The sequence below is a fragment of the Nocardia bhagyanarayanae genome (assembly GCF_006716565.1).
Taxonomy (GTDB): domain Bacteria; phylum Actinomycetota; class Actinomycetes; order Mycobacteriales; family Mycobacteriaceae; genus Nocardia; species Nocardia bhagyanarayanae.
Genome location: NZ_VFPG01000001.1, coordinates 922,984 through 942,941, shown reverse-complemented (window position 1 = coordinate 942,941; position 19,958 = coordinate 922,984). Strand labels below are relative to the sequence as shown.

Annotated in this window: 25 protein-coding genes and 1 riboswitch; of the genes, 12 read left to right on the top strand and 13 right to left on the bottom strand. The window is 69.7% G+C overall.

The features are described 5' to 3' along the window. Nucleotides 1–53 precede the first annotated feature (53 nt). From FB390_RS03710 to FB390_RS03695, 4 genes are all read right to left on the bottom strand, one after another. Nucleotides 54–863 (bottom strand): LLM class flavin-dependent oxidoreductase, encoded by an 810-nt coding sequence (locus FB390_RS03710; RefSeq protein WP_141807690.1) that lies wholly within the window; start codon nt 861–863, stop codon nt 54–56. Nucleotides 864–876: 13 nt separating this feature from the next. Next, entirely contained in the window at nt 877–1,131 is a 255-nt protein-coding gene (locus tag FB390_RS03705) for an SHOCT domain-containing protein (RefSeq protein WP_141807689.1), read from the bottom strand. Nucleotides 1,132–1,307: 176 nt separating this feature from the next. After that, nucleotides 1,308–1,991, bottom strand: coding sequence for a response regulator transcription factor (locus FB390_RS03700; RefSeq protein WP_141807688.1), 684 nt, complete (start codon nt 1,989–1,991; stop codon nt 1,308–1,310). Then, nucleotides 1,991–3,841, bottom strand: a complete 1,851-nt coding sequence (locus tag FB390_RS03695; RefSeq protein WP_141807687.1) for a histidine kinase — start codon at nt 3,839–3,841, stop codon at nt 1,991–1,993. The genes FB390_RS03700 and FB390_RS03695 overlap by 1 nt, the downstream gene beginning before the upstream one ends. 236 nt (nt 3,842–4,077) lie before the next feature. Between FB390_RS03695 and FB390_RS03690 the strand changes: the two genes are divergently transcribed. Both FB390_RS03690 and FB390_RS03685 read left to right on the top strand, forming a co-directional pair. Then, the gene (locus tag FB390_RS03690; RefSeq protein WP_141807686.1) at nt 4,078–5,001 is read left to right on the top strand and encodes an ABC transporter ATP-binding protein; all 924 of its coding nucleotides are present in this window, start codon (nt 4,078–4,080) and stop codon (nt 4,999–5,001) included. After that, nucleotides 4,998–5,846: an ABC transporter permease gene (locus FB390_RS03685; protein ID WP_141807685.1), complete on the top strand. Its 849-nt coding sequence runs from the start codon at nt 4,998–5,000 to the stop codon at nt 5,844–5,846. Before FB390_RS03690 ends, FB390_RS03685 begins: the two co-directional genes overlap by 4 nt. Before the next feature lie 71 nt (nt 5,847–5,917). Here FB390_RS03685 and FB390_RS03680 read toward each other — a convergent pair whose 3' ends face one another. Beyond that, complete coding sequence (locus FB390_RS03680) at nt 5,918–6,526, bottom strand: TetR/AcrR family transcriptional regulator (RefSeq protein ID WP_141807684.1); 609 nt, start codon at nt 6,524–6,526, stop codon at nt 5,918–5,920. A gap of 101 nt (nt 6,527–6,627) precedes the next feature. On the opposite strand from FB390_RS03680, the gene FB390_RS03675 reads away from it, so the two are divergent. The 4 genes from FB390_RS03675 (at nt 6,628) to FB390_RS03660 (ending at nt 8,644) form a co-directional block, all read left to right on the top strand. Continuing rightward, a complete protein-coding gene (locus FB390_RS03675; protein WP_185756932.1) occupies nt 6,628–7,275 on the top strand; it encodes an FMN-dependent NADH-azoreductase in 648 nt (215 codons plus the stop codon). A gap of 1 nt (nt 7,276) precedes the next feature. Then, nucleotides 7,277–7,597, top strand: coding sequence for a DMT family transporter (locus FB390_RS03670; RefSeq protein ID WP_141807682.1), 321 nt, complete (start codon nt 7,277–7,279; stop codon nt 7,595–7,597). Between the two features lie 60 nt (nt 7,598–7,657). Further along, nucleotides 7,658–8,113, top strand: a complete 456-nt coding sequence (locus tag FB390_RS03665) for an SRPBCC family protein (RefSeq protein WP_141807681.1) — start codon at nt 7,658–7,660, stop codon at nt 8,111–8,113. A gap of 90 nt (nt 8,114–8,203) precedes the next feature. Next, nucleotides 8,204–8,644 carry an OsmC family peroxiredoxin gene (locus tag FB390_RS03660; protein ID WP_141807680.1) on the top strand — a complete coding sequence of 147 codons (441 nt, stop codon included), beginning with the start codon at nt 8,204–8,206 and terminating at the stop codon, nt 8,642–8,644. A gap of 47 nt (nt 8,645–8,691) precedes the next feature. Here the strand turns inward: FB390_RS03660 and FB390_RS03655 are convergent, their stop codons facing one another. The 4 genes from FB390_RS03655 to mhuD form a co-directional block, all read right to left on the bottom strand. Continuing rightward, nucleotides 8,692–9,159, bottom strand: coding sequence for a hypothetical protein (locus FB390_RS03655; protein WP_141807679.1), 468 nt, complete (start codon nt 9,157–9,159; stop codon nt 8,692–8,694). A 35-nt stretch (nt 9,160–9,194) separates the two neighbouring features. After that, entirely contained in the window at nt 9,195–10,037 is an 843-nt protein-coding gene (locus FB390_RS03650) for a CbtA family protein (protein WP_246123834.1), read from the bottom strand. After that, complete coding sequence (locus FB390_RS03645) at nt 10,028–10,222, bottom strand: CbtB domain-containing protein (protein ID WP_141807678.1); 195 nt, start codon at nt 10,220–10,222, stop codon at nt 10,028–10,030. The genes FB390_RS03650 and FB390_RS03645 overlap by 10 nt, the downstream gene beginning before the upstream one ends. Before the next feature lie 65 nt (nt 10,223–10,287). Further along, nucleotides 10,288–10,469: riboswitch (cobalamin riboswitch) on the bottom strand. 52 nt (nt 10,470–10,521) lie between these two features. Then, the gene (gene mhuD / locus FB390_RS03640) at nt 10,522–10,839 is read right to left on the bottom strand and encodes a mycobilin-forming heme oxygenase MhuD (RefSeq protein ID WP_141807677.1); all 318 of its coding nucleotides are present in this window, start codon (nt 10,837–10,839) and stop codon (nt 10,522–10,524) included. Between the two features lie 71 nt (nt 10,840–10,910). On the opposite strand from mhuD, the gene FB390_RS03635 reads away from it, so the two are divergent. Continuing rightward, nucleotides 10,911–11,654 carry an alpha/beta fold hydrolase gene (locus FB390_RS03635; RefSeq protein WP_141807676.1) on the top strand — a complete coding sequence of 248 codons (744 nt, stop codon included), beginning with the start codon at nt 10,911–10,913 and terminating at the stop codon, nt 11,652–11,654. Nucleotides 11,655–11,815: 161 nt separating this feature from the next. On the opposite strand, the gene FB390_RS03630 is transcribed toward FB390_RS03635, so the two are convergent. After that, a complete protein-coding gene (locus FB390_RS03630) occupies nt 11,816–12,742 on the bottom strand; it encodes an HhH-GPD family protein (protein WP_141807675.1) in 927 nt (308 codons plus the stop codon). Between the two features lie 99 nt (nt 12,743–12,841). Here FB390_RS03630 and FB390_RS03625 point away from each other — a divergent pair, with 99 nt between their 5' ends. Beyond that, on the top strand, nt 12,842–13,465 hold the full coding sequence (locus FB390_RS03625; protein WP_141807674.1) for a carbonic anhydrase: 624 nt from the start codon (nt 12,842–12,844) through the stop codon (nt 13,463–13,465). 124 nt (nt 13,466–13,589) lie between these two features. Beyond that, nucleotides 13,590–14,252: a DUF7974 family protein gene (locus FB390_RS03620; RefSeq protein ID WP_141807673.1), complete on the top strand. Its 663-nt coding sequence runs from the start codon at nt 13,590–13,592 to the stop codon at nt 14,250–14,252. A 6-nt stretch (nt 14,253–14,258) separates the two neighbouring features. Here the strand turns inward: FB390_RS03620 and disA are convergent, their stop codons facing one another. From disA to FB390_RS03605, 3 genes are all read right to left on the bottom strand, one after another. Then, the gene (gene disA, locus FB390_RS34070) at nt 14,259–15,539 is read right to left on the bottom strand and encodes a DNA integrity scanning diadenylate cyclase DisA (RefSeq protein WP_246124228.1); all 1,281 of its coding nucleotides are present in this window, start codon (nt 15,537–15,539) and stop codon (nt 14,259–14,261) included. 89 nt (nt 15,540–15,628) lie between these two features. Beyond that, nucleotides 15,629–17,029 carry a DNA repair protein RadA gene (radA, locus tag FB390_RS03610; protein ID WP_141807672.1) on the bottom strand — a complete coding sequence of 467 codons (1,401 nt, stop codon included), beginning with the start codon at nt 17,027–17,029 and terminating at the stop codon, nt 15,629–15,631. Between the two features lie 99 nt (nt 17,030–17,128). Next, a complete protein-coding gene (locus FB390_RS03605; protein WP_141807671.1) occupies nt 17,129–17,773 on the bottom strand; it encodes a copper chaperone PCu(A)C domain-containing protein in 645 nt (214 codons plus the stop codon). A gap of 421 nt (nt 17,774–18,194) precedes the next feature. Between FB390_RS03605 and carD the strand changes: the two genes are divergently transcribed. From carD to ispF, 3 genes are read left to right on the top strand one after another with little or no spacing between them, the layout of a single operon-like run. Then, entirely contained in the window at nt 18,195–18,683 is a 489-nt protein-coding gene (gene carD, locus FB390_RS03600) for an RNA polymerase-binding transcription factor CarD (protein ID WP_011206964.1), read from the top strand. A 2-nt stretch (nt 18,684–18,685) separates the two neighbouring features. After that, the gene (gene ispD, locus FB390_RS03595; RefSeq protein ID WP_141807670.1) at nt 18,686–19,378 is read left to right on the top strand and encodes a 2-C-methyl-D-erythritol 4-phosphate cytidylyltransferase; all 693 of its coding nucleotides are present in this window, start codon (nt 18,686–18,688) and stop codon (nt 19,376–19,378) included. Nucleotides 19,379–19,391: 13 nt separating this feature from the next. Next, complete coding sequence (gene ispF / locus FB390_RS03590; RefSeq protein ID WP_141807669.1) at nt 19,392–19,859, top strand: 2-C-methyl-D-erythritol 2,4-cyclodiphosphate synthase; 468 nt, start codon at nt 19,392–19,394, stop codon at nt 19,857–19,859. Nucleotides 19,860–19,958 lie beyond the last annotated feature (99 nt).

Sequence of the window (19,958 nt, the reverse complement as noted above, 5' to 3'; positions counted from 1 at the left end):
CGGGCGGGGCGGGTTCCGGTTGCCTCGGGCTCTGCCCTATTCGGCGGCCATGATTACCGAGGATCCGTGGACGGCGGCACGAAGCGACGCATGACCGGTGTGAAGGCCTGTGCGAGTTCGTCCGGGACGACCAGTTCATCGATTCCGTACTTCTCCCTCCGGGTTTCCAGCAGGTCGGCGGCCGCTGCCGGGGTCTCGGGCAGCAGTGCCGCGGCGTTCGCGGCGCGCAGTCCCTCGGCGGTGAGGCCCATGTGCTTCCCGAGCCAGAACGGCAGGCGGTCGCCGATGCCGACGAGTTGGTGGGTGAAGCGGATGTCGCGGTCGGTGTGGTCGCGTACGACGCGCACCATGTCGGCCCAATCGGCTTCGGTGGCGGCGGGTTGGGCCGCGAGCAGGATGCGGTCGGCGATCTCGGCCGCCGCGGCGAGCATGCGGGGGCCGCTCGCCGCCACGACGATCTCCGGTGCGGGTTCGACGGCCGCACGGACCGCGGCGACAGCCTCGCGCAGCTGCTCGCGGCGCTGTCGCGCCGAACCCCAAGGCATGCCGAGTCTTGCGGCCTCGCCGGCGGCATCCGGGCGGCCGATGCCGATGCCGAGCTCGAAGCGTCCGCCGGACAGCAGTTGCAGGGCCGCTACATCCCGTGCGAGTGCGGCGCTGTGTCGCAGCGGGGCGGCGAGCACATTGGGCCGCAGCCGCACCGTGCCCGTGACCGCCGCGGCCGCCGCCAGCATCGGCAGCGGCGATGGGGTGTACATGGTGTCGGGCAGCAGAACGGTTCGGTAGCCCTCGTTTTCGGCCGCCCGCACCGACTCGGCCCACTGCGCGCCCGAGCGGGGCGTGACGATCATGCCGAACTTCATCGCGTCGTCTCCCTCACCGGCGGGTTTCGCGGAGGACGGCCAGGCGCTCGCGGTATTGCGCCTCGGTGATCTCGCCGCGTGCGAAACCGTCGCGCAGGGCGTCGATGCCGGTATGGCGGCGGAAGCGATTGCGGGACAAGAGAATTACGGCGACGAAGGTGAGCCAGAAGAGTAGCGGGAACAGCCAGAAGAACGGCCACGGGTGCCAGTCGCCGTCGTGGTGGTCCGCCAGCAGGGACAGTGTTTCGGGTTGCGTGAAAAGAGTCATGCTCCGAGCGTGCGCGTTGTGACCGTACCGAGACATCGGTCGTGCGGCCCTGGTCCCGATACGCCTACCGACGTATTGGGTTCGGTCGGCAACCAGCATGAACTGGCAATTTGCCGAAAGACGCCGGTCGTGAGTTGCGGAACAATTGCCGCCGCGTGGCTCGCGAACGGTCGAGTTCAGTGCCAACCGGGGCGGACCAGGCCGGATTCGTAGGCGAGGACGACGAGCTGGGTGCGGTCGCGGGCGTCGAGTTTGGTGAGAATGCGGCTGACGTGGGTGCGGGCGGTGGCCGGGCTCATGTAGAGGCGTTCGCCGATTTCGGCGTTGGTGAGGCCCTCGGCCACGAGCGTCATCACCTCCCGCTCGCGGTCGGTGAGTTCGTTCAGCGCGGCGGGCGGCGGCTGTTTGGCGTGCGCGGCGAATTCGGCGATCAGGCGGCGGGTGACGCCGGGGGAGAGCAGAGCGTCACCGGCGGCCACCACGCGGACAGCGCGCACCAGGTCGGCCGGTTCGGTGTGTTTGACGAGGAAGCCGGTCGCGCCGGAGCGCATCGCCTCGAAGACGTATTCGTCCAGCTCGAAAGTGGTCAGCACGACCACGCGGACCTCGGCCAGCTTGGGGTCCTCCGCGATCATCCTGGTCGCGCACAGCCCGTCGAGCACGGGCATGCGGATGTCCATCAGCACGACGTCCGGCCGCAGCGTGCGAGTCATCCGCACGGCCTGCTCACCGTTCTCGGCCTCGCCGACCACCTCGACGCCGTCCTGCGCGTTCAGCAGCGCGACGAACCCACCGCGCACCAACGCCTGATCGTCGGCGACCAACACCCGAATGCTCTGGGCCTCCCCGCGCTCGTCCATCAGGGCCCCGCGGTGCTCGAGTCGCCGGACGATGCGGGCGCGGAGTCCCGGACCGCCGGGTCCCTGTCGGGCGGGGACACGCTGCCGTTGCGGACGGTGCGATCACCGGTTGCGGAGACCACGTTGCCGGTGTCCGACGCGCTGCCGCCGTGCGGGCTCCGGTTGGCTGTAGCGGTGTCGGAGCCGCCGGAAGACGCTGCCGCCGAGTGCGCGCTCGGGTTGCCTGGCGCGGTACCGAAGTCGTCGAGAGATGCGGACGCGGAGCTTTCCCGTCTGTCAGTGGCGTCCGGGCCGCCGGTGGGGGTCGACGCGCTGCCGTTGCGGTCCGTGCGGTCGTCGGCCGCGGCGTCCGAGCTGTCGGTGGACGCGGAACCGGAGCCGTTGAGCGCGTCCGGCTCGGCGCAGACCCCCTCCGCTACGCCGTTGCCGTTCTTCGCCGCGGATTCGGCCGGCCGGACCGCCGGGCGTTGCCGCACCGGAACGATCTCGCTGGGTAGCCGGGCCGCGACGCGGAACCCACCGCTCGGACGCGGGCCCGCGGTCAGCGCTCCCCCCAGCGCGTGCGCCCGCTCGCGCATCCCGATGATGCCGTTGCCGCCGGAACCAGAGCGGACGGCGGGCGCGGTGGGGCGGGCGTTGTCGATCGTGAGGTCGACGGAGCCGGTCGCGTAGCGGACGGTGACCGTGGCGCTCGCGCCCGGCGCGTGGCGCACGACGTTGGTCAGGGATTCCTGGATGATCCGGGCCGCGGCCGCGTCGATCACGCTGGGCAACTTCTGCGGCTCGCCGATGATTCGGGTCTCGACGGTCAGCCCCGCCTCGCGTGGCCGCCGAAGCAGCGTGTCCAGGTCGGCGATGCTCGGCGCGGGCGCGCGCGGCGCCTCCTGCTTCTTCGGCGGCTCGGCTGGGCGCGGTTCGAAGCGCGGCTCCCGTGCGACGGTGCGCGGCTCCTCCGGCTGCTTGCCCGGCTCCGCCGAACCGGATGCCCGCCGCTGGTTCGGCGCGGCCCGGCGCAGACCACGGCGGCCGCGCGCGGGACGGGACGGCTCGGTCGAATCACGCTGCACCGGTGCGGTTTCGGGGTCCGCGAGGGTCGCGCCCATGCGGATGGTCTGGAGCAGGGTATGCACCTCGGCCAGCGATTCCTTGCTCGCCGCCTTGATCGCGGCGAGCGCCGTCCTCGCCTGCTGCGGCCGCTTGTCGAACAGCTCCAGCGCCACCGACGACTGCACGTTGATCAGCGAAAGACTGTGGGCGAGCACGTCGTGCAGCTCCCTGGCGATGGCAAGCCGCTCCTCGGTCGCCCGGCGTTCCCGCTGCGCCTGCTCGTCGCGGCGGGCGGCTTCCGCGCGCTGCTTGCGGGCCTCCATCGCCGCTTGGCGCTGGCGCAACCCTTCGGCCGCGCCGATGAGCACGGCCAACCACGCCATCAGCCCGAAGATCTGCCAGCCGTTCACCGGCTCACCGAGCATCGCGGGCAGCGGCCACACGAAGAGCAGGTAGCCGATCGGCACGAGCGGGTATGTCCACCAACGGGATCCGATCGTCCCCGCGGTGAGGAAGGCGATCACCAGCGAAAGGAAGATCGGACCGTATCCGTAGCCGAGCGCCAGGTAGATTCCGCACGCGGCGAGCGCGATCACCAGCACCGGCAGCGGCTGGACGCGCCGGAAAGCCAGCGCCACCGGTCCCGCAAGCAGCAGCAGGTAGCCGAGCACATCCAGCGACTGCGTGCCGGTCTGGTGCAGATTGGCGCCGCGACCCCCGGCCACCTGGACTACCGCGACGATGAACGCGAGGCCCCAGTCCCATACGACCGAGCCACGATTCGCTATGCCTGGCGCACTCACCCTTGCAGCCTAAGGCGTACCTTCGCCTTCGCTCCGGCCATGCGCGGGTTTTCGACGGACTTCGTCCGGCTGCGCCCCCCGATGCCGACCGCCGATCGGCGTCCGTCACCGCACGTATTGGGCGCCTACGTTCGGGGTTCGTTGGGCTGGGCGGGCCGGACAGAGTCGCGATACGTACGCGGGACATCGCCGCGCGACGGATGTGCCGCCCCAGTTCGGCGGTGGATTCTCGGCTCATGACGAATTCCATCGTGGTCACCTCGGGGCTGACCAAACGCTACGGAGCGCACACGGCCGTCGACGACGTCGGCATGCGTGTGGACGCCGGGGAGATCTACGGATTCCTCGGTCCGAACGGCGCGGGCAAGACCACCACGCTGCGCATGCTCGCCGGGCTCATCCGGCCGAGTGAAGGTGCCGCGACGGTGCTCGGCGGCATGCCCGGTGATCCGGCGGTACTGCGCCGGATCGGCGCGCTGATCGAGAGCCCCGGCTTCTACCCCTACCTCTCCGGGCGCGACAACCTGCGGGTTCTCGCGAAATATCGCGGGCTGGGTCGCGCGGAAGTGGCGGAAGCGCTGGATCGGGTCGGCCTGGCCGATCGTGCCGACGACAAGTTCCGTACCTACTCGCTCGGCATGAAGCAGCGCCTCGGCGTCGGCGCGGCGCTGCTCGGCCGCCCCGATCTGCTGATCCTGGACGAGCCGACAAACGGTCTCGATCCGGCGGGCATGGCCGAAGTGCGGGAGCTGATCACCGAATTGGCCGCCGACGGGCACACCGTGCTGCTGTCCAGTCACCTGCTGAGCGAGGTACAGGAGATCTGCGACCGGGTCGGGGTGATCTCCGGCGGCAGGCTGATCGCCGAATCCACGGTGGCCGAATTGCGCGGCGCCGCTTCGCTGTTGCTGCGGGCGGAACCCATGGACGTCGCCATCGCCGCGGTGCGGGATGTGCTGGGCGGTTCCGAAGTGGTGCTGGGCGGTGGCGGAGCAGTGCTGCGCACGGACGTGGGCATCCGCATCGAGGCGCATCCGCGGATCGCGCCCGTGATCGCCCGCGCCGTGGTCGAGGCCGGAGCCGACCTGCTCGAGCTGCGCATCGACGAGAAGTCCCTGGAAGAAGTGTTCTTCGAGATCACCGAAGGAGCGATGCGATGACCGACCTGTTGGCGAGCACTCGCGCGGAACTGCTGCGGCTGCGCGGGTGGCCCGCGTTCTGGATCGTGCTCGGGACGTGGATTCTGTTGAATCTCACCTTCTCCTACCTGTTCAACTACCTTGCCTACACCTCGGGCGAGCAGAGCGCGATGTCCGACGGACTGCCGAAAGAAGTTCTGCTGCAACAGATGCTGCCTGCTGCGGTGCCGGAGGTGTTCACCCAGGGGATGGCGATGTTCGGCGGCGCGCTCATGCTGATCCTCGGCGCGCTCGCCGTCGGCAGTGGATACGGCTGGGGCACCTGGAAAACCGTGCTCACCCAGGGTCCTTCGCGGACAGCGGCGATCGGCGGCGTGCTGCTCGGCCTCGCGCTGGTCGTCGTCGCACTGGTCTGCGCGGCGTTCGCGGTGGACACCGGGGTGGCCGCGCTGATCGCAAGCACCGAGTCGCAATCCCTCGCGCTGCCGAGCACGGCTCGGGTCTTCGACGGACTGCTCACCGGCACAGCCATTCTCGGCATGTGGACGCTAGCGGGCGCGCTGATCGGCGCACTCGCTCGCGGCCCGGCGCTCGCCGTGGGCCTCGGTCTGGTCTGGGTACTGGTGGTGGAGAACCTGCTACGCGCGACGGCCGCGATCTTCGCCCCGATCGAAGCGTTCACCAACCGCCTACCCGGAACCGCCGCGGGTTCCCTCGCTGGCGTTATGCGCACGGTGGACGGCCCGGCCACACCCGGCGTCCTCGACCTCCTCTCGCGCACCGAATCCCTTGTCCTGCTGGGCATTTACACGGCCGTCTTCGCCGCGACCACCCTCGCCCTCATCCACCGCCGCGACCTCGTCTGACCGCACGCGGTCTTTCGGACGCCTCGCAGCCCGCCCAAGATCTGCGAGGCGTGTGGCGGCAGCGCCGGTACCTATTCGGGACTGGCGAGGACGGCGTGGGCGATGCGGGCCAACCCTCGGGCGATCGCGGACGGGTCGAGTCCGCGTTCGCGTTGCGCGGTGTAGACCTCCGCGGCCAAGGGCGCGAGCAGTGAATCGACCAGCGCGTCCGGATCGCGGATGTCCGCCGCGACCAGCAACGCACGCACATGGGCGTACCAGAACCCGTACGCCCCGGTCGTGAAGCGGGCGCCGCCGGTCTCCGCGCCCAAGGCCAGGTGGGCGTGGCTGTCGAGGAGCTCGACCATCGCCTCGTAGAAGGCGGCCAGGCGGTCGGCGGGGGCCGCGCCGGGGCCGAGGGGTGGTTCGCCGTGCAGCAGGCGCTCCTGGAGGGCGCGTTCGTGCTCGTCGAGGAGTGCGACGGCGATCGAATTCGTGTCCGGGTAGCGGCGGTACAGCGTGCCGCGGCCGACGCCCGCGGCCTTGGCGATGTCGTCCATGGTGACCGCGCGCGGATCGCGGCCTGCGAAGAGTTCCGCCGCGGCCGCGAGGACCTTGGCGCGGTTGCGTGCCGCGTCCGCGCGTTCGCTCGGTGGTTGGTCGAGCGGTGCGCCTGTGAGCAGATCCGAGTGGGCGTCCATGACAGCGACTCTAGCGGAGTTCGGAACAACTGGACATAGTGTCCGTTTGACTGTTAGCGTTGAACCGGACAATGTGTCCGCTTGATCGAAGGATTTGGATGATGAGCACCTTGTTGCACCTCGACGCGAGCGCGCGTCGGCGTTCCATCAGCCGGGAACTGAGCGCGGAGTTCGCCGCCGCTTGGCGTGCGGAGCACCCGGACGGCGGCTACCTGTACCGGGATCTGGCCGAACGGCCCGTGCCGTTCGTGAGCGAGCCGTGGACCGAGCTGTGCGATGCGGTCCTGGCGCGCGGCGGTTTCGACCCGGGCGAGCTCGACGAACTGGCGACGACTCCGGCGCAGGCCGCGGCGCTCGCGGTGCTGCGTCCACTGTTGGACGAGGTGCTCGCCGCCGACGTGATCCTGATCGGCACCCCGATGTACAACTACTCGATTCCCGCGGTGCTGAAGGCCTGGCTGGACCAGATCACCTTCCCGCGAATGTCGTTGGGGCACCGTCGTTTCGTGGTCACGTCCGCGCGCGGCGGCAGCTATTCGCCCGGTGCGCCCAAGGCGGCCTTCGACTACCAGGAGCGCTACCTGCGCGACTTCTTCGCCGGCCACTTCGCCGTCACCGACACGGTCTTCCTGCACGCCGAACTGGCCAACTCACGCCAGGACCCGGCACTGGCCGACCGCCGAGCCGAACACGACGACGCCTACGCCAAGGCCATCGAAACCGCCCGCTCCCTCGCGGCGCAGTACTGAAATGAACTGGCTCGTATTGGGTCTCGCGGGCCTCGTCGAGATCGTCTGGTCACAGAGCATCAAACCGACCGAGAACTTCACCCGCCCGCTACCCACGCTCGTGTGCTTCGTGCTGGGCAGCCTCGCCGTATACCTGCTGTCCAGGGCCATGCAGACGCTGCCCGTCGGCACCGCCTACGCCGTGTTCACCGGAATCGGCGCGGTGGGCGCGATCGGCCTCGGCATCGTGGTGCACCGGGATCCGTTCAGCGCGGGGCGATTGCTCGCGCTCGCACTGATTCTCGGCGGCATCGTGCTCGCCCGGGTGACCAATCCCGAGTGACGACCGGTCACCTCGGGGCAAATGCTGTGGGGGCTCTGGGCACGCGGGTATGGTCCGGTGATGGTCGACCAGTCAGTTCGTCTCCCGGATCTGTCCGCACGGCCCCACGACCTCACCGTGGAGCGGGTGATGAAAGCACCGCCCAGCTTGCTCTACGCCGCATGGACACAGGGGTTCGACATCTGGTTCGCCGCCCCGGATTCGGTGCGGATGAGGCCCGCGGTGAACGAGCCGTTCTTCTTCGAGACCGAGTTCGAGGGCAAGCGCAATCCGCACTACGGCCGGTTCCTGCGGCTGGAGCCGGAGCGCCTCGTCGAACTCACCTGGGTCACCGGCGAGGGCGGCACCGAGGGCGCCGAGACAGTGGTGAGCGTGCAGTTCGTCAAGCAGCCGCGCGGCATCCGGCTTCGTCTGCGCCACGCGGGGTTCGCGAGCGAGGCGGCCAGAGACCGGCACCGCGCGGCGTGGCCGCAGGTGCTCGAGCAACTCGACGTGAAGCTCGGCGCGGCGGGCTGACGGCTCGCCCGCGGAAGCGGTGCGCACGATTCGGCTGTGCGGGTAGGTTCTAGCCTGCACGAGTTCGGCTCACTTCGTGAAAGGACAATGATGCCAACACGTACCGCGCGCACCGCTTGGACCGGAGGTCTGCAGGACGGCTCCGGACAGGTCGAGCTGACCAGTTCGGGCGTCGGCAAGTACGACGTGTCGTTCCCGAAGCGTTCCGCGGAGGAAGCCGACGGCACCACCAGCCCCGAGGAACTGATCGCGGCCGCGCACTCCTCCTGCTACGCCATGGCGCTCTCGGCGCAGATCGGCAACGCGGGCGCCACCCCCGAGAGCCTGGACGTCACCGCCGACGTCACCCTCGGCCCGGACCCGGCGGGCGGCTTCCGCATCACCGGCATCAAGCTGACCGTCCGCGGCCGGGTCTCCGGCATGGACGCCGACGGCTTCCTCGCCGCCGCCGAGGCGGCCAAGGCGGGCTGCCCGGTCTCCAAGGCGCTGGCCGGTGTCGACACCATCAGCCTGGACGCCGCGCTGGCGTGACCGCTTGATTCTTCGCACCCCTCGCGCCGAGCGGGGAGTGCGGGGAGTCATACGGTCGCGCGGCGGGCGAAGTACGCGCGGGCGTCTGGCGCGTACATGGCGGGGATAGCCACGAGCACGGCGAGCACGTGGGTCGCGCGCAGAACGCCGAGGATGAGCGAGCTCGGGGTGACGGACACCGCCTCGCCCGAGAGCAGCGCCGTCACCGGTTCGGCGAGCAGCGAGGCGAGACCGAGCACACCGATGCCGAGCGCGAGCACGAGCCGCGCGACGCGGTCCCCGCGCGCCATTCGCACTACGACGGCCAATACGGCCAGGTAGATCGCGAAGCGCACGGCCAAGCCGACGGCGAGCCCTGGCAGGTCGGCGTCGGACCGTTCGAGCGTCATCGCCGTGCGCGCCAGCGCCTCGCCGACACCGGCGAGCAACGCGACGACGAAGGCCGTCACCGCGAGCGTCACGGAACGCGGCGAACCGAAAGCCGGAGCGGAACGAGAAGGGGCAGTGCCGGTCATGAGAACGACACTGCCCCTGGTTTTCTCGACGCGGATCACCCCGCGGTAGCGACCTCGCTCCGTACCCGGGTGCTACGTCCCGCGAACTCGGTGAGCGCCGCGAAACCGAGGCCGAGGGCCGCCCACAGCGTGGCGGAGACGGCGAGCGACGCGACACGGAACTGCCACAGCAGGCTCGGCGGGAAGTCGGCGGACACCTCGTCGACGCCGGGCAGCAGGACGTACCCCAGCGTGGTGATCAGCGCGAACGCCGCGACGCCCGCGATCAGCCGAACGGTGTCCAGCTGCCCGCGCAGCAGCTTGTACACGTACACCCCCGCGCCGACGGCCGCGAGACCGAGCAGCACCGAGGCCACCCACAGCAGGGTGCGATCGTTGATGGTCTCCGGATCGCCCACCGCGGGTGGGTTCGCCGGGTACTTGAAGAACGGCACCGCGACGATCGCGGCCCAGCCTGCGACACCGAGCCCGATCGCCAGTTTCGGACCGGACAATGCGGTGTGGCGCCGCGCGAAGTGCGCGACCGAGGCGAAGATGGCGCCGAAGGCCAGACCGCTGAGGCCGAGGGCGAGGAACTGACCGAATTTCTGTCCGGTCCTGCTGACCAGCGCTTCCTCTTCGTCGCCGTGGGAGTGACCTTCGTCGCCGTGGGAGTGGCCCGCGGTGGGTTCTCCCGGCGCGTGGTGCGACCCTTCGGTGGCCGCGTTGGCCTCTTCGATGGCGATCGCCGCGTCGACCTTCGGTTCGCCGACGAAATAGCCCACCGTGGCGGCCAGCAGACCGGCGATCAAACCGGCGAGCAGGCCGCGCAACAGCAGGGTTTTCAATGTTCCGGCCAGGGGAGCCGGAGTCGACGGAGTGGGTGGGTTCAGTGGCACGGAACACCCAGCAGATGCCGTCCGTCATGCATCAGCTCGTGCATGAACATCCCGCTGCGCGAGATGGCGCCCTGATCGAAGCCGACCAGGTACAGCGTGAGCAGTGCGAGAAGAACGACACCTACCGTGACGAGCACGGTCGCCAGGGAATCGGTTGTCCGGCTCGGTGAATGCGCGATGGCCATTCGAGTCCTCCTAGGGATACGTCCCGGCCGGATCTCGTCCGGCAGGGCGCTTTCGCGTCCCGTGAGATAAGTGGTGCGACGGTGCCGGTGTCTGGCTTTCCGGCACCGCGCCGCCCCGGCCGCACGGCCGGAACCGGACCCGATGCATGGAACACAGTGGCGCGACCGCTCCGGAATCACACCGGAATTACCGCATCACCCTCGCTTGGTCACCTCGAACTGTGACACCACGGCGCGCCCGTCGTCAACACGGTCGAAGCCTGTTGACCACGGTGTGGGCGAGTCGTTACCCGCCGGACTCAGGACGCGGGCTTGGCCGCGACGTCCAGCACGACCTCGAATTCGAGCAGCGACGCGCCGGTCGAAACCGGCTTCTTGTCGCCGCTGCCCGCGTGGGCGGCACGGGCCGGACCGTCCCGCCAAGCGGCGAAGGACTCCTCGGAATCCCACTGGGTCACCACGAAGTAGCGGTTCTCGCCCGCGACCGGACGCAGCAGCTGGAAGCCGAGGAAGCCGGGCGAGTTCTCCACCGCGTGCGCGCGGTGCGCGAACCGCTTCTCCAGCTCGGGTCCGGCGCCTTCGGGGACCTCGATCGCGTTGATCTTCACGACAGCCATGGACTCGACAATACGTCGCCCGCGCGCGGGCGAGCGCGCGCCCGGACGAGCCGGGAGGCACAATCGACCCGATGTGGTACGACGAAGGCGGAGCAGGCGTGCCGATCCTGCTGCTGCACGGCTTGATGGGCAGCGCGCGCACCTGGGGCGACCAGCTGGACTGGCTGCGGGCGCACGGGCACGTCTACACCTACGACGCCGCGGGCCACGGCCGCCCGGCGCCGCCCGAATTGACCACCGAGGCCTTCGTCGCGGATCTCGCCGAAGCCACCGCGCACCTCACCGAGCCGATGGTCGTGATCGGCCACTCCATGGGAGCGCTGCACGGCTGGGTCTTCGCCGCGCACTATCCGGAGCGGGTGCGCGCGCTGGTGGTGGAGGACATCGCCCCCGACTTCACCGGACGCACCGCCGCGGACTGGGCCGCCATGATCGAGGCGTGGCCGCAGCCGTTTCCGGACGCCGACTCGGTGCTCGAGTACTTCGGCCCGGTCGCGGGTCGCTACTTTCTGAACTCCTTCGAGCACGGCCCGGACGGCTATCGGCTGCACGGCTCGGTCACGACCTTCCGCGACATCTCCGAGGAGTGGGGCACCCGCCATTTCTGGGAGCAGTGGCGGGCGGTGCGCGTCCCGGTGCTGCTCATCGAGGGCGAGCACACCATCACCCCGGCCGGGCAGATGCGCGAAATGGCCGAGAGCAACGCGAACGCGGAGTACGTGCTGATTCCGGACGCGGGGCATCTGGTGCACGACGATCAGCCCGAGCGCTATCGCGCCGAAGTGGAGCGATTTCTGCACCGGATCCTCGCCTGATACCGCGTCCAGAACGGTCCGCGCGGGTAACCGACCGAAGGCCGCCTTCATCCGGCCAGATCGACTGGACGTGACCTTCATTCGCCCGACCTGCGTGCCCGCTCAACCGACCGCGGGTGACCTTCATCGCGGTGGGTCGGCTGACGGTGATCTTTGGTCGGTCAGCGATCACCCTCGCCGGCGAGGGCGAACAATCCATCGGCCGTCTGCTCGATCAGCCCGTCGACCAGCAGCGAGTCGAGTGCCCTGTCGCGCTGGCCCGGATCGCGGGTCCATGCCAGGTCCAGGCGAACCCGCTCGACCGGCCCGGTCGCGGCGCGCAACACGTCGAGCAGGCGGCCGCGGGCCTGGCGGTCGGTGCCCTCGTACTTCTGCGTGCGGCGCACCACTTCCGACACCGGGCGACCCGCGGTCACCCAGGCGCAGGCGGGCAGTGGACAGCGCGCACAGTCGGGCGTGCGCGCGGTGCAGACCGTCGCGCCGAGTTCCATCAGCGCGGCGGAAAACCTTGCCGCGCGGTCGATTTTCGCGGGCAGCAGCGCCTCGGTCTCGGCGAGATCGCGCGCGGCCGGGTTGCCCGCTTCGGCGCGACCGTGCACGGCGCGCGCGACGACCCGGCGCACGTTGGTGTCCACCACCGGCACGCGCTGGCCGTAGGCGAAGCAGGCGACCGCACGCGCGGTGTAAGCGCCGATGCCGGGCAGCCCGAGCAGCACGTCCACGTCGGCGGGGACCTCGTCGCCGTGTTCCTCGGCGAGCACCCGCGCGCACTCGTGCAGCCGTAGCGCGCGCCGCGGATAGCCGAGCTTGCCCCACGCGCGCAGCACCTCGGCCTGGGAGGACGCGGCCATCGCCGAGGGCACCGGCCAGCGCGCCACCCACTCCAGCCAGATCGGCTCGACCCGCACGACGGGGGTCTGCTGGAGCATGATCTCGCTCATCAGGATCTGCCACGCGGTCACGCCGGGGCGTCGCCACGGCAGGTCGCGGGCGGTCTCGGCGTACCAGTCCAGCAACACGTCGGCGTCGATGCCGCGATCGCCGATCTGTTGCGGGGTCGGCGTGATCCGACCTGTGCCGCTGAGCATTACCCTCACCGTCTCCGCCGCCCGGCGGCCAGTCGATATTTGCCGACCCGTAACGCAACCGACTCGCCGGTAGCGAATGCCTTGTGCACAATGGTCGGTATGTCTGATTCAAACCCGATCAGCGCCTGGAAATCCCTCCGCGAGGGCAACGAGCGTTTCGTCAACGGCACGCTTTTGCATCCTAGTCAGGGTGCCGCCGACCGGGCGAAGCTCGTCGGCGGTCAGCATCCTTCGGCCATCGTCTTCGGGTGCGGCGACTCGCGCGTGGCGGCGGAATTGATCTTCGATCAAGGCCTCGGCGACATGTTCGTAGTGCGCACCGCGGGCCACGTGGTCGACAGCTCGGTGCTCGGTTCGATCGAGTACGGCGTGCACGTGTTGAGCGTTCCGCTGATCGTGGTGCTCGGACACGACAGCTGCGGCGCGGTGAAGGCGACCATCGACGCGCTCGACGGCGGTGAGGTACCCGGTGGGTTCATCCGCAGCGTCGTCGAAAAGGTGACGCCCTCCATCCTGATCGGCCGCCGCGAGGGTCTCTCCGGCGTGGACGAGATGGAGGCCAGGCATGTCGTGGAGACCAGCAGGCTGCTGATGCAGCGGTCGATGATCATTTCCCAGCGGGTCGCGACCGGCGAGCTGGCCATTGCCAGCGTGACGTACAAACTGGCCGAAGGCCAGGTCAAGCTGCACCGTGTCGTCGGCAACATCGGTGAGGTCGTCTGACCCGTTCTCGGAGCGGAGTTTCCCCAGCGTGCCGGGTGCACAGCACCCGGCACTGCGGCGTCGTCCAGTCCGACACGCCGAGGTCCTGAGACACCGCGCCCGGTGCTGCCCGTAAGTTTGAATCGTGCTGGAACCGACTGGACCGCTGCCTCCGGAGATCTACTGGCGACGTCGCGTTTTCGCCATCGGAATCCTGGTCGTGGCGCTCGCGCTGGTGATTTGGCTGGTGGTGATGGTCGTGCGCGGTGGCGGCTCACCCGGTGACGCCAAGGTGGCCGCGTCGAGTTCGACTTCGTCGGTGAAGAAGTCGGGTGACGCGCCGAAGTCCTCCATCAGCGCGGACGCGCCCAAACCTTCGGTGACCCCGGCGGCCAGTCCGGCTCCCGTGGCGGCCGGGCAGTGCCCCGATCAGTCGCTCGCGGTGAAGGTGACCGTCGAGCAACCCACCTACAAGGCGGGCGAGCAGCCGGTTTTCGGCATCGTGATCACCAACATCTCCTCGGTGACCTGCTCCCGCGACGTCGGTTCCGGGTTGCAGCAGATCTCGGTCTACACCCTCGACGGCACCCGGAAACTGTGGTCGAGCACCGACTGCTATCCGGACGGTCAGCCCGACGTGCGCAATCTGAATCGCGGTGAACAGGCAGCTTTCCAGGTCACCTGGTCGGGCTCGACATCCCAGCCGAACTGCGCCGGTGAGCGGGTTCCGGTGCCGCCGGGCGCGTATTCGGTTGTCGCGCAACTCGGTTCGGTGCGTAGCGCGGCCGAGCCGTTCAACATCGCCTGAGCCGCTTCATCGTTCCCGCTCGAACGGGTTGTCCGCGCCCGCTTCCGCGAGGCGGGTCAGCCCGTCGCGGATCTGCCGCGCTCTCGGCACTCCGATGCCGTCGACGGCCTGCAGATCGCTCGTTGTCGCGACCAGCAGTCCCTGGAGCGAGCCGAACGAGTCGACCAGCGATTCGATGTGGGTGAAGCGCAGCCTGGGTATCCGGGTGAGCACCCGGTAGCCCCGCGGGCGCATCGGCAGGTCCAGCGCCTCGATGGTGCCCGGATAACCGAGCGGCGCAGCCAGATTGGTGAGATCGAGCAGTTCGCCGTCGCTGAGCGAGTCCAGCCCGGCCATCGCCCGCTCCACCTCTGACACATACACATGTCCGTGGCCGGCACACGAGCATGCCGTGTTCTCCCGTTGCGGGGTACTCGTACGGAGATCCACACCATGAGGAGGCACACCTGCCCCCGTCATCGCGCGCTCCAGCTCTGACACATACACATGTCCGTGGTCGGCACACGAGCAAGCCGTGTTCTCCCGTTGCGGGGTACTCGTGCGGAGAACCGCATCATGAGCAGGCACACCTGCCCCTGCCGGCTCGCAGGCGAGGTAGTCACGGATGAGCAGCTCGCGCAGCCAGGCGCTGTCGCCGACCAGATCCTCCAGTTGCAGCGCGAGCTGGCGACCGTCGGCGCCGAGTTCCAGCACGCTCTGCTCGATCTCCTTGGCAAGACGCCGGACGAGTTCCAGGCGCTGGGCCGCCGACAGCGCGTCGCGCAGGGTGACGACGTCCTCGAGCTCGCTCTCCGACAGCTGCTCGCACACCTGATCCAGCCGCGCCTTGTAGCGCTCCAACGTGCCGAGCGCCTGGTTCGCCCTGGCCAGGATGGTGGCCGACGGTTCGACCAGGTGGCGGACCTCGTCGATGTAGAGCGTCACCGTGCGCATCGACTTGCTCACCGCGATCACCGGGTAGCCGGTCTGGGCGGCGGTCCGCTCGGCGGCCCGGTGCCTGGTGCCGGATTCGGCGCTCGGCAGGTTCGGATCGGGCACCAGGTGCACGTTGGCGCGCAGGATGCGGGAGCCGTCGGTGGAGAGCACGACCGCGCCGTCCATCTTCGACAGCTCGCGCAGCCGGGTAGGCGCGAACTCGACGTCCAGCTCGAATCCGCCGTCGCAGATTCGCTCGACATCCGCGTCGTAGCCGAGCACGATCAGGCCGCCGGTGCGACCCCGCTGGATGCGTTCCAGTCCGTCCCGCAGCGGCGTGCCGGGAGCCAGCCGGGTGACGATCTCGGGCAGCCGGTTCCGCGCGGTCGTCGTCGGGACCGGAGGACATGGCGCGACGGGAGCCGGTCTGCCGAGCAGATACGCCGCCCACCGCCCCGGTATCACTCGGCCGCCTCGTTCCGCGCCGCCCGCCGCGCGCGCAGGCCGCTGATCCGCAGCGCGGAACCGACGTCGGTCACCTCGTGAATCTTCATGCCCCCGCCCTTCACTCGATCCAGCCCCGGCGGCACCAGCGCGGTGGTGAAGCCGAGCCGCTGTGCTTCGGCCAGCCTACGTGCCACGCCGGTCACCTTCCGCACCTCGCCCGCCAGGCCGACCTCGCCGAGTATCACCCAGCCGGGCGGGAGCGCGGTGTCGGATTCGGCGCTGGCGATGGCGAGCGCGATGGCGAGGTCCGCCGCGGGCTCGACGAGCCGCATGCCGCCGACCGTCGCCGCGTAGACGTCGTGCTTGCCGAGGAAGACCCGGCCGCGGCTCTGCAACACCGCGAGCACCATGGCGACCCGGTTGTAGTCGAGCCCGCTGACGGCGCGGCGCGGCGCGGGGATCTCGGTCTTCACCGTCAGGCCCTGCACCTCGCCGACCAGCGGCCGCTTGCCGTCCATCGCGACGGTGACCGCCGTGCCGGGCACCGAATCGGTGCGGTGGTGCAGGAACAGCCCGGACGGGTCGTCGACGCCCGCGATGCCTTCCTCGTGCAGCTCGAAACAGCCCACCTCGTCGGCGCTGCCGAACCGGTTCTTGATGCCGCGCACCATGCGCAGCGTGGAGTTCTTGTCGCCCTCGAACTGCAGCACCACGTCCACCAGGTGTTCGAGGGTGCGCGGGCCCGCCACGTTGCCGTCCTTGGTGACGTGGCCGACCAGCAGCACGGCGATCCCGCTCGCCTTGGCGAGCGAGGTGAGCGCCGCCGTCACCGCGCGCACCTGGGTGACGCCGCCGATCACGCCGTCCACGTCCGGCGCGAGCATGGTCTGCACCGAGTCGACGACGAGCAGCGTCGGCCGCACTTGCTCGACATGCCCGAGCACGATCGACAGATCCGACTCCGCCGCCAGGTACACCCGCTCGTGCACCGCGCCGGTGCGATCCGCGCGCAGCCGGACCTGACCCGCGGACTCCTCCGCGGTCACGTAGAGCGCCTTCTCGTCGCGCTGCTTGGCCCACCGGTGCGCGACCTCGAGCAGCAGCGTCGACTTGCCGACGCCGGGCTCGCCGGAGAGCAGCACGACCGAGCCCGCGACGACCCCGCCGCCGAGCACCCGGTCCAGCTCGCCGACACCGGTCGGCCTGGCCTTGGTGACCTGCGAATCGATCGTGGAGATCGGGGCCGCCGCGGTGCTCGGCAGCATCGCGCGCCTACCCGGCGCGGCGGCCGACGCGGCCGAGACGGCTACCTCGTCGACCGTGCCCCACGCCCCGCAGTCCGGGCACTTGCCCACCCACTTCGCGACCTCGTGCGAGCAGGCGGAGCACCGGAAGATCGGCTTGTTCTTTGCCACACGCGCACCTTACGTACCGGTCCCGACAGAACCCCGGATAGGGAAAAGGCTGCCGCACCGTGTGCGACAGCCTTCGTTCTCAGTCCGCGACGGACGCGCTCAGTGGCCGCCGCCGTGGCCGCCGCCGGCGGCCGGGCCCGACTTGTCGGACTCGTGGCGCTCGGCCTCGGTGCCCGCGTCGACCGGCACCTGGACCTGCACGGTGCCGTTCTCCTTGAAGTTGAACGAGACGGTGTAGGTCAGGCCGGGGGTGATGTCCTTGGAAAGGCCGGTGATCTCGATGGTGGCCGGCTTGGCCTCGGGGTCGGCGGCCTGCTGCTTGGTCGGCTGCGAGCCGTGGCTGTCCGAGCCGTGGTCGTCGCCGTGCGAGCCGGCCGAGCCCTGGCCGCCCTTCTCGGTGGCCGCCGCGACGATGGTCTGCTGCGGCGCGAGCTTCACCGACGACGCGCCGGACGGCGGGGTGATCTTCACCTGGCCGAGGTCGGTGGTGACGCTGGTCAGCTCGTCGGTGACGGTCTCGCTGTTGTTCACGATGGACAGCGCGATCAGCGCCTTGCCGCCCTGCGCATTGGTGTAGCCCTCGGACGGGTACACGATGTGCACGTTGCGCAGCGAGATGTCCTCGACCTCGGCGTTGTTGCCGTTGATGGCCGGGGCCTGGTTCGCGGTCTGGGAGACCTGCCCCGCGCTGCAGCCGGACAGCGCGAGCGCGGCGCCCGCGGCGAGTGCGGCAACAGTCACCATGAGACGTGGCTTCCGCGCCCCCGACGAGGCGGTCACAGCATTCAGGGCAGTCACGGGTTGTCCTCCATGTCGACCGGGATCACTCCGCTACGGAGAGTAGTAACTAGGCAGCGTAGTAGTCGACACCGGGGACCCGTCGGTCGGCCCGGGGTGTCCGCCCCGCGACACCGCCGTCGGTCGGCATCCGTTGCATAACGGTTCGGTGGCCCGGCGGTGCGGTTGCGGGCCGAGTGCCGGGGCGCCTCGCGGGACAGGGGCGAGTCGGCGCCGGTGGATAACTCGTTCTGGCACAACGTAATGCACACCGCGCGGGTTCTGTCAACCCCCACGGTCCGCTCGTTGTGGCCCTGACCTGCACAGTTGATCGCGCCGTTACCGAGTCGCATGTTAAACTGTGAACATCGAAAGGGGCACGGGACACATGATTTTTAAGGTCGGAGACACCGTCGTTTACCCCCACCACGGAGCGGCGCTGATCGAAGCAATCGAGACTCGCACCATCAAGGGTGAGCAAAAAGAGTATCTGGTCCTGAAGGTCGCCCAAGGCGATCTGACCGTTCGCGTACCCGCGGAAAACGCCGAATACGTCGGCGTGCGCGACGTCGTGGGCCAGGAGGGTCTCGACCGGGTCTTTCAGGTGTTGCGCGCGCCGCACACCGAGGAGCCGACCAACTGGTCTCGCCGCTACAAGGCCAACCTCGAGAAGCTCGCCTCCGGCGATGTGAACAAGGTGGCCGAGGTCGTCCGCGACCTGTGGCGTCGGGAGCAGGATCGTGGGCTGTCCGCCGGTGAGAAGCGCATGCTGGCCAAGGCTCGCCAGATCCTGGTCGGTGAACTCGCGCTCGCCGAGGGTACCGACGACGGCAAGGCCGAGACGCTGCTCGACGAGGTCCTCGCAGCGGCTTCCTGACCGTGAACAACTCTGACAGCGACAGTCCTGTCGTTGCCTTGGTTCCTGCCGCCGGTCGCGGCGTTCGTTTGGGTGAGAACATGCCCAAGGCGTTCGTCGCGGTCGGCGGCACACCCATGGTCCGGCTGGCCGTGGACGGCCTGCTGGCCTCCGGGGCGGTCGACCGCATCATCGTGATGGTCCCCGTCGAACTGGTCGAGAGCGCAGTCGCCCTGCTGCCGCCCTCGGACGCCGTGCGCGTGGTCGTCGGCGGCGCCGAACGCACCGATTCGGTGCGCGCGGGTATCGCCGCCGCGCCGGACGCGGGCTATTACCTGGTGCACGACGCCGCCCGCGCGCTCACCCCGCCCGCGTTGATCGCCCGGGTCGCGGCCGAGTTGCGGGCGGGTCATCGCGCGGTGGTGCCCGCCCTCCCGGTTGTCGACACCGTCAAGACCGTCGACCCGCACGGCGTGGTGACCGGCACCCCCGACCGCGCGGCCCTACGCGCGATCCAGACACCGCAAGGTTTCGCGGCCGATCTCCTGCGCGCCGCCTACGAGACGAACGTGCTCGCCACCGACGACGCCGGACTCGTCGAACGGCTTGGCGCCGAGGTCCACACCATTCCGGGCGACCCGATGGCCTTCAAGATCACCACTCCGCTGGACCTGATGCTCGCCGAGACGGTGTGCAACGCGGCGCGGAGCGTGTGAGAACGTCGTGACCATGCGAGTTGGTATCGGCAGCGACGTGCACCCCATCGAACCCGGTCGCCCGTGCTGGATGGCTGGTCTGCTGTTCGACGGTGACGACGGCTGCTCCGGCCACTCCGACGGTGACGTGGCCGCGCACGCGCTGTGCGACGCGTTGCTCTCGGCGGCGGGGCTCGGCGATGTCGGCGCGGTGTTCGGCACCGGCCGCCCCGAGTGGAAGGACGTCTCGGGCGCCGCGATGCTGACCGAGGTCCGCAGGTTGCTCGACGAGGCGGGATTCGACATCGTCAACGCCGCGGTGCAGGTCATCGGCAATCGGCCCAAGATCGGACCGCGCCGCGCGGAGGCGCAGAAGGTGCTCGGCGAGCTGCTCGGCGCGCCGGTCTCGGTGTCGGGAACCACCACCGACGGACTCGGTCTCACCGGTCGCGGGGAAGGCGTCGCGTCGATCGCCACAGCGTTGCTACAAGCCCGCGTATAACACCGCAGCGGCCCGCGGTCGAGCCGAGGCGAGAACGCCCTGCTCCGACCGGCCGGGCGAACCTCAGAGTCAGCGCCGGTCGTGTGTGAGCCTGGACGG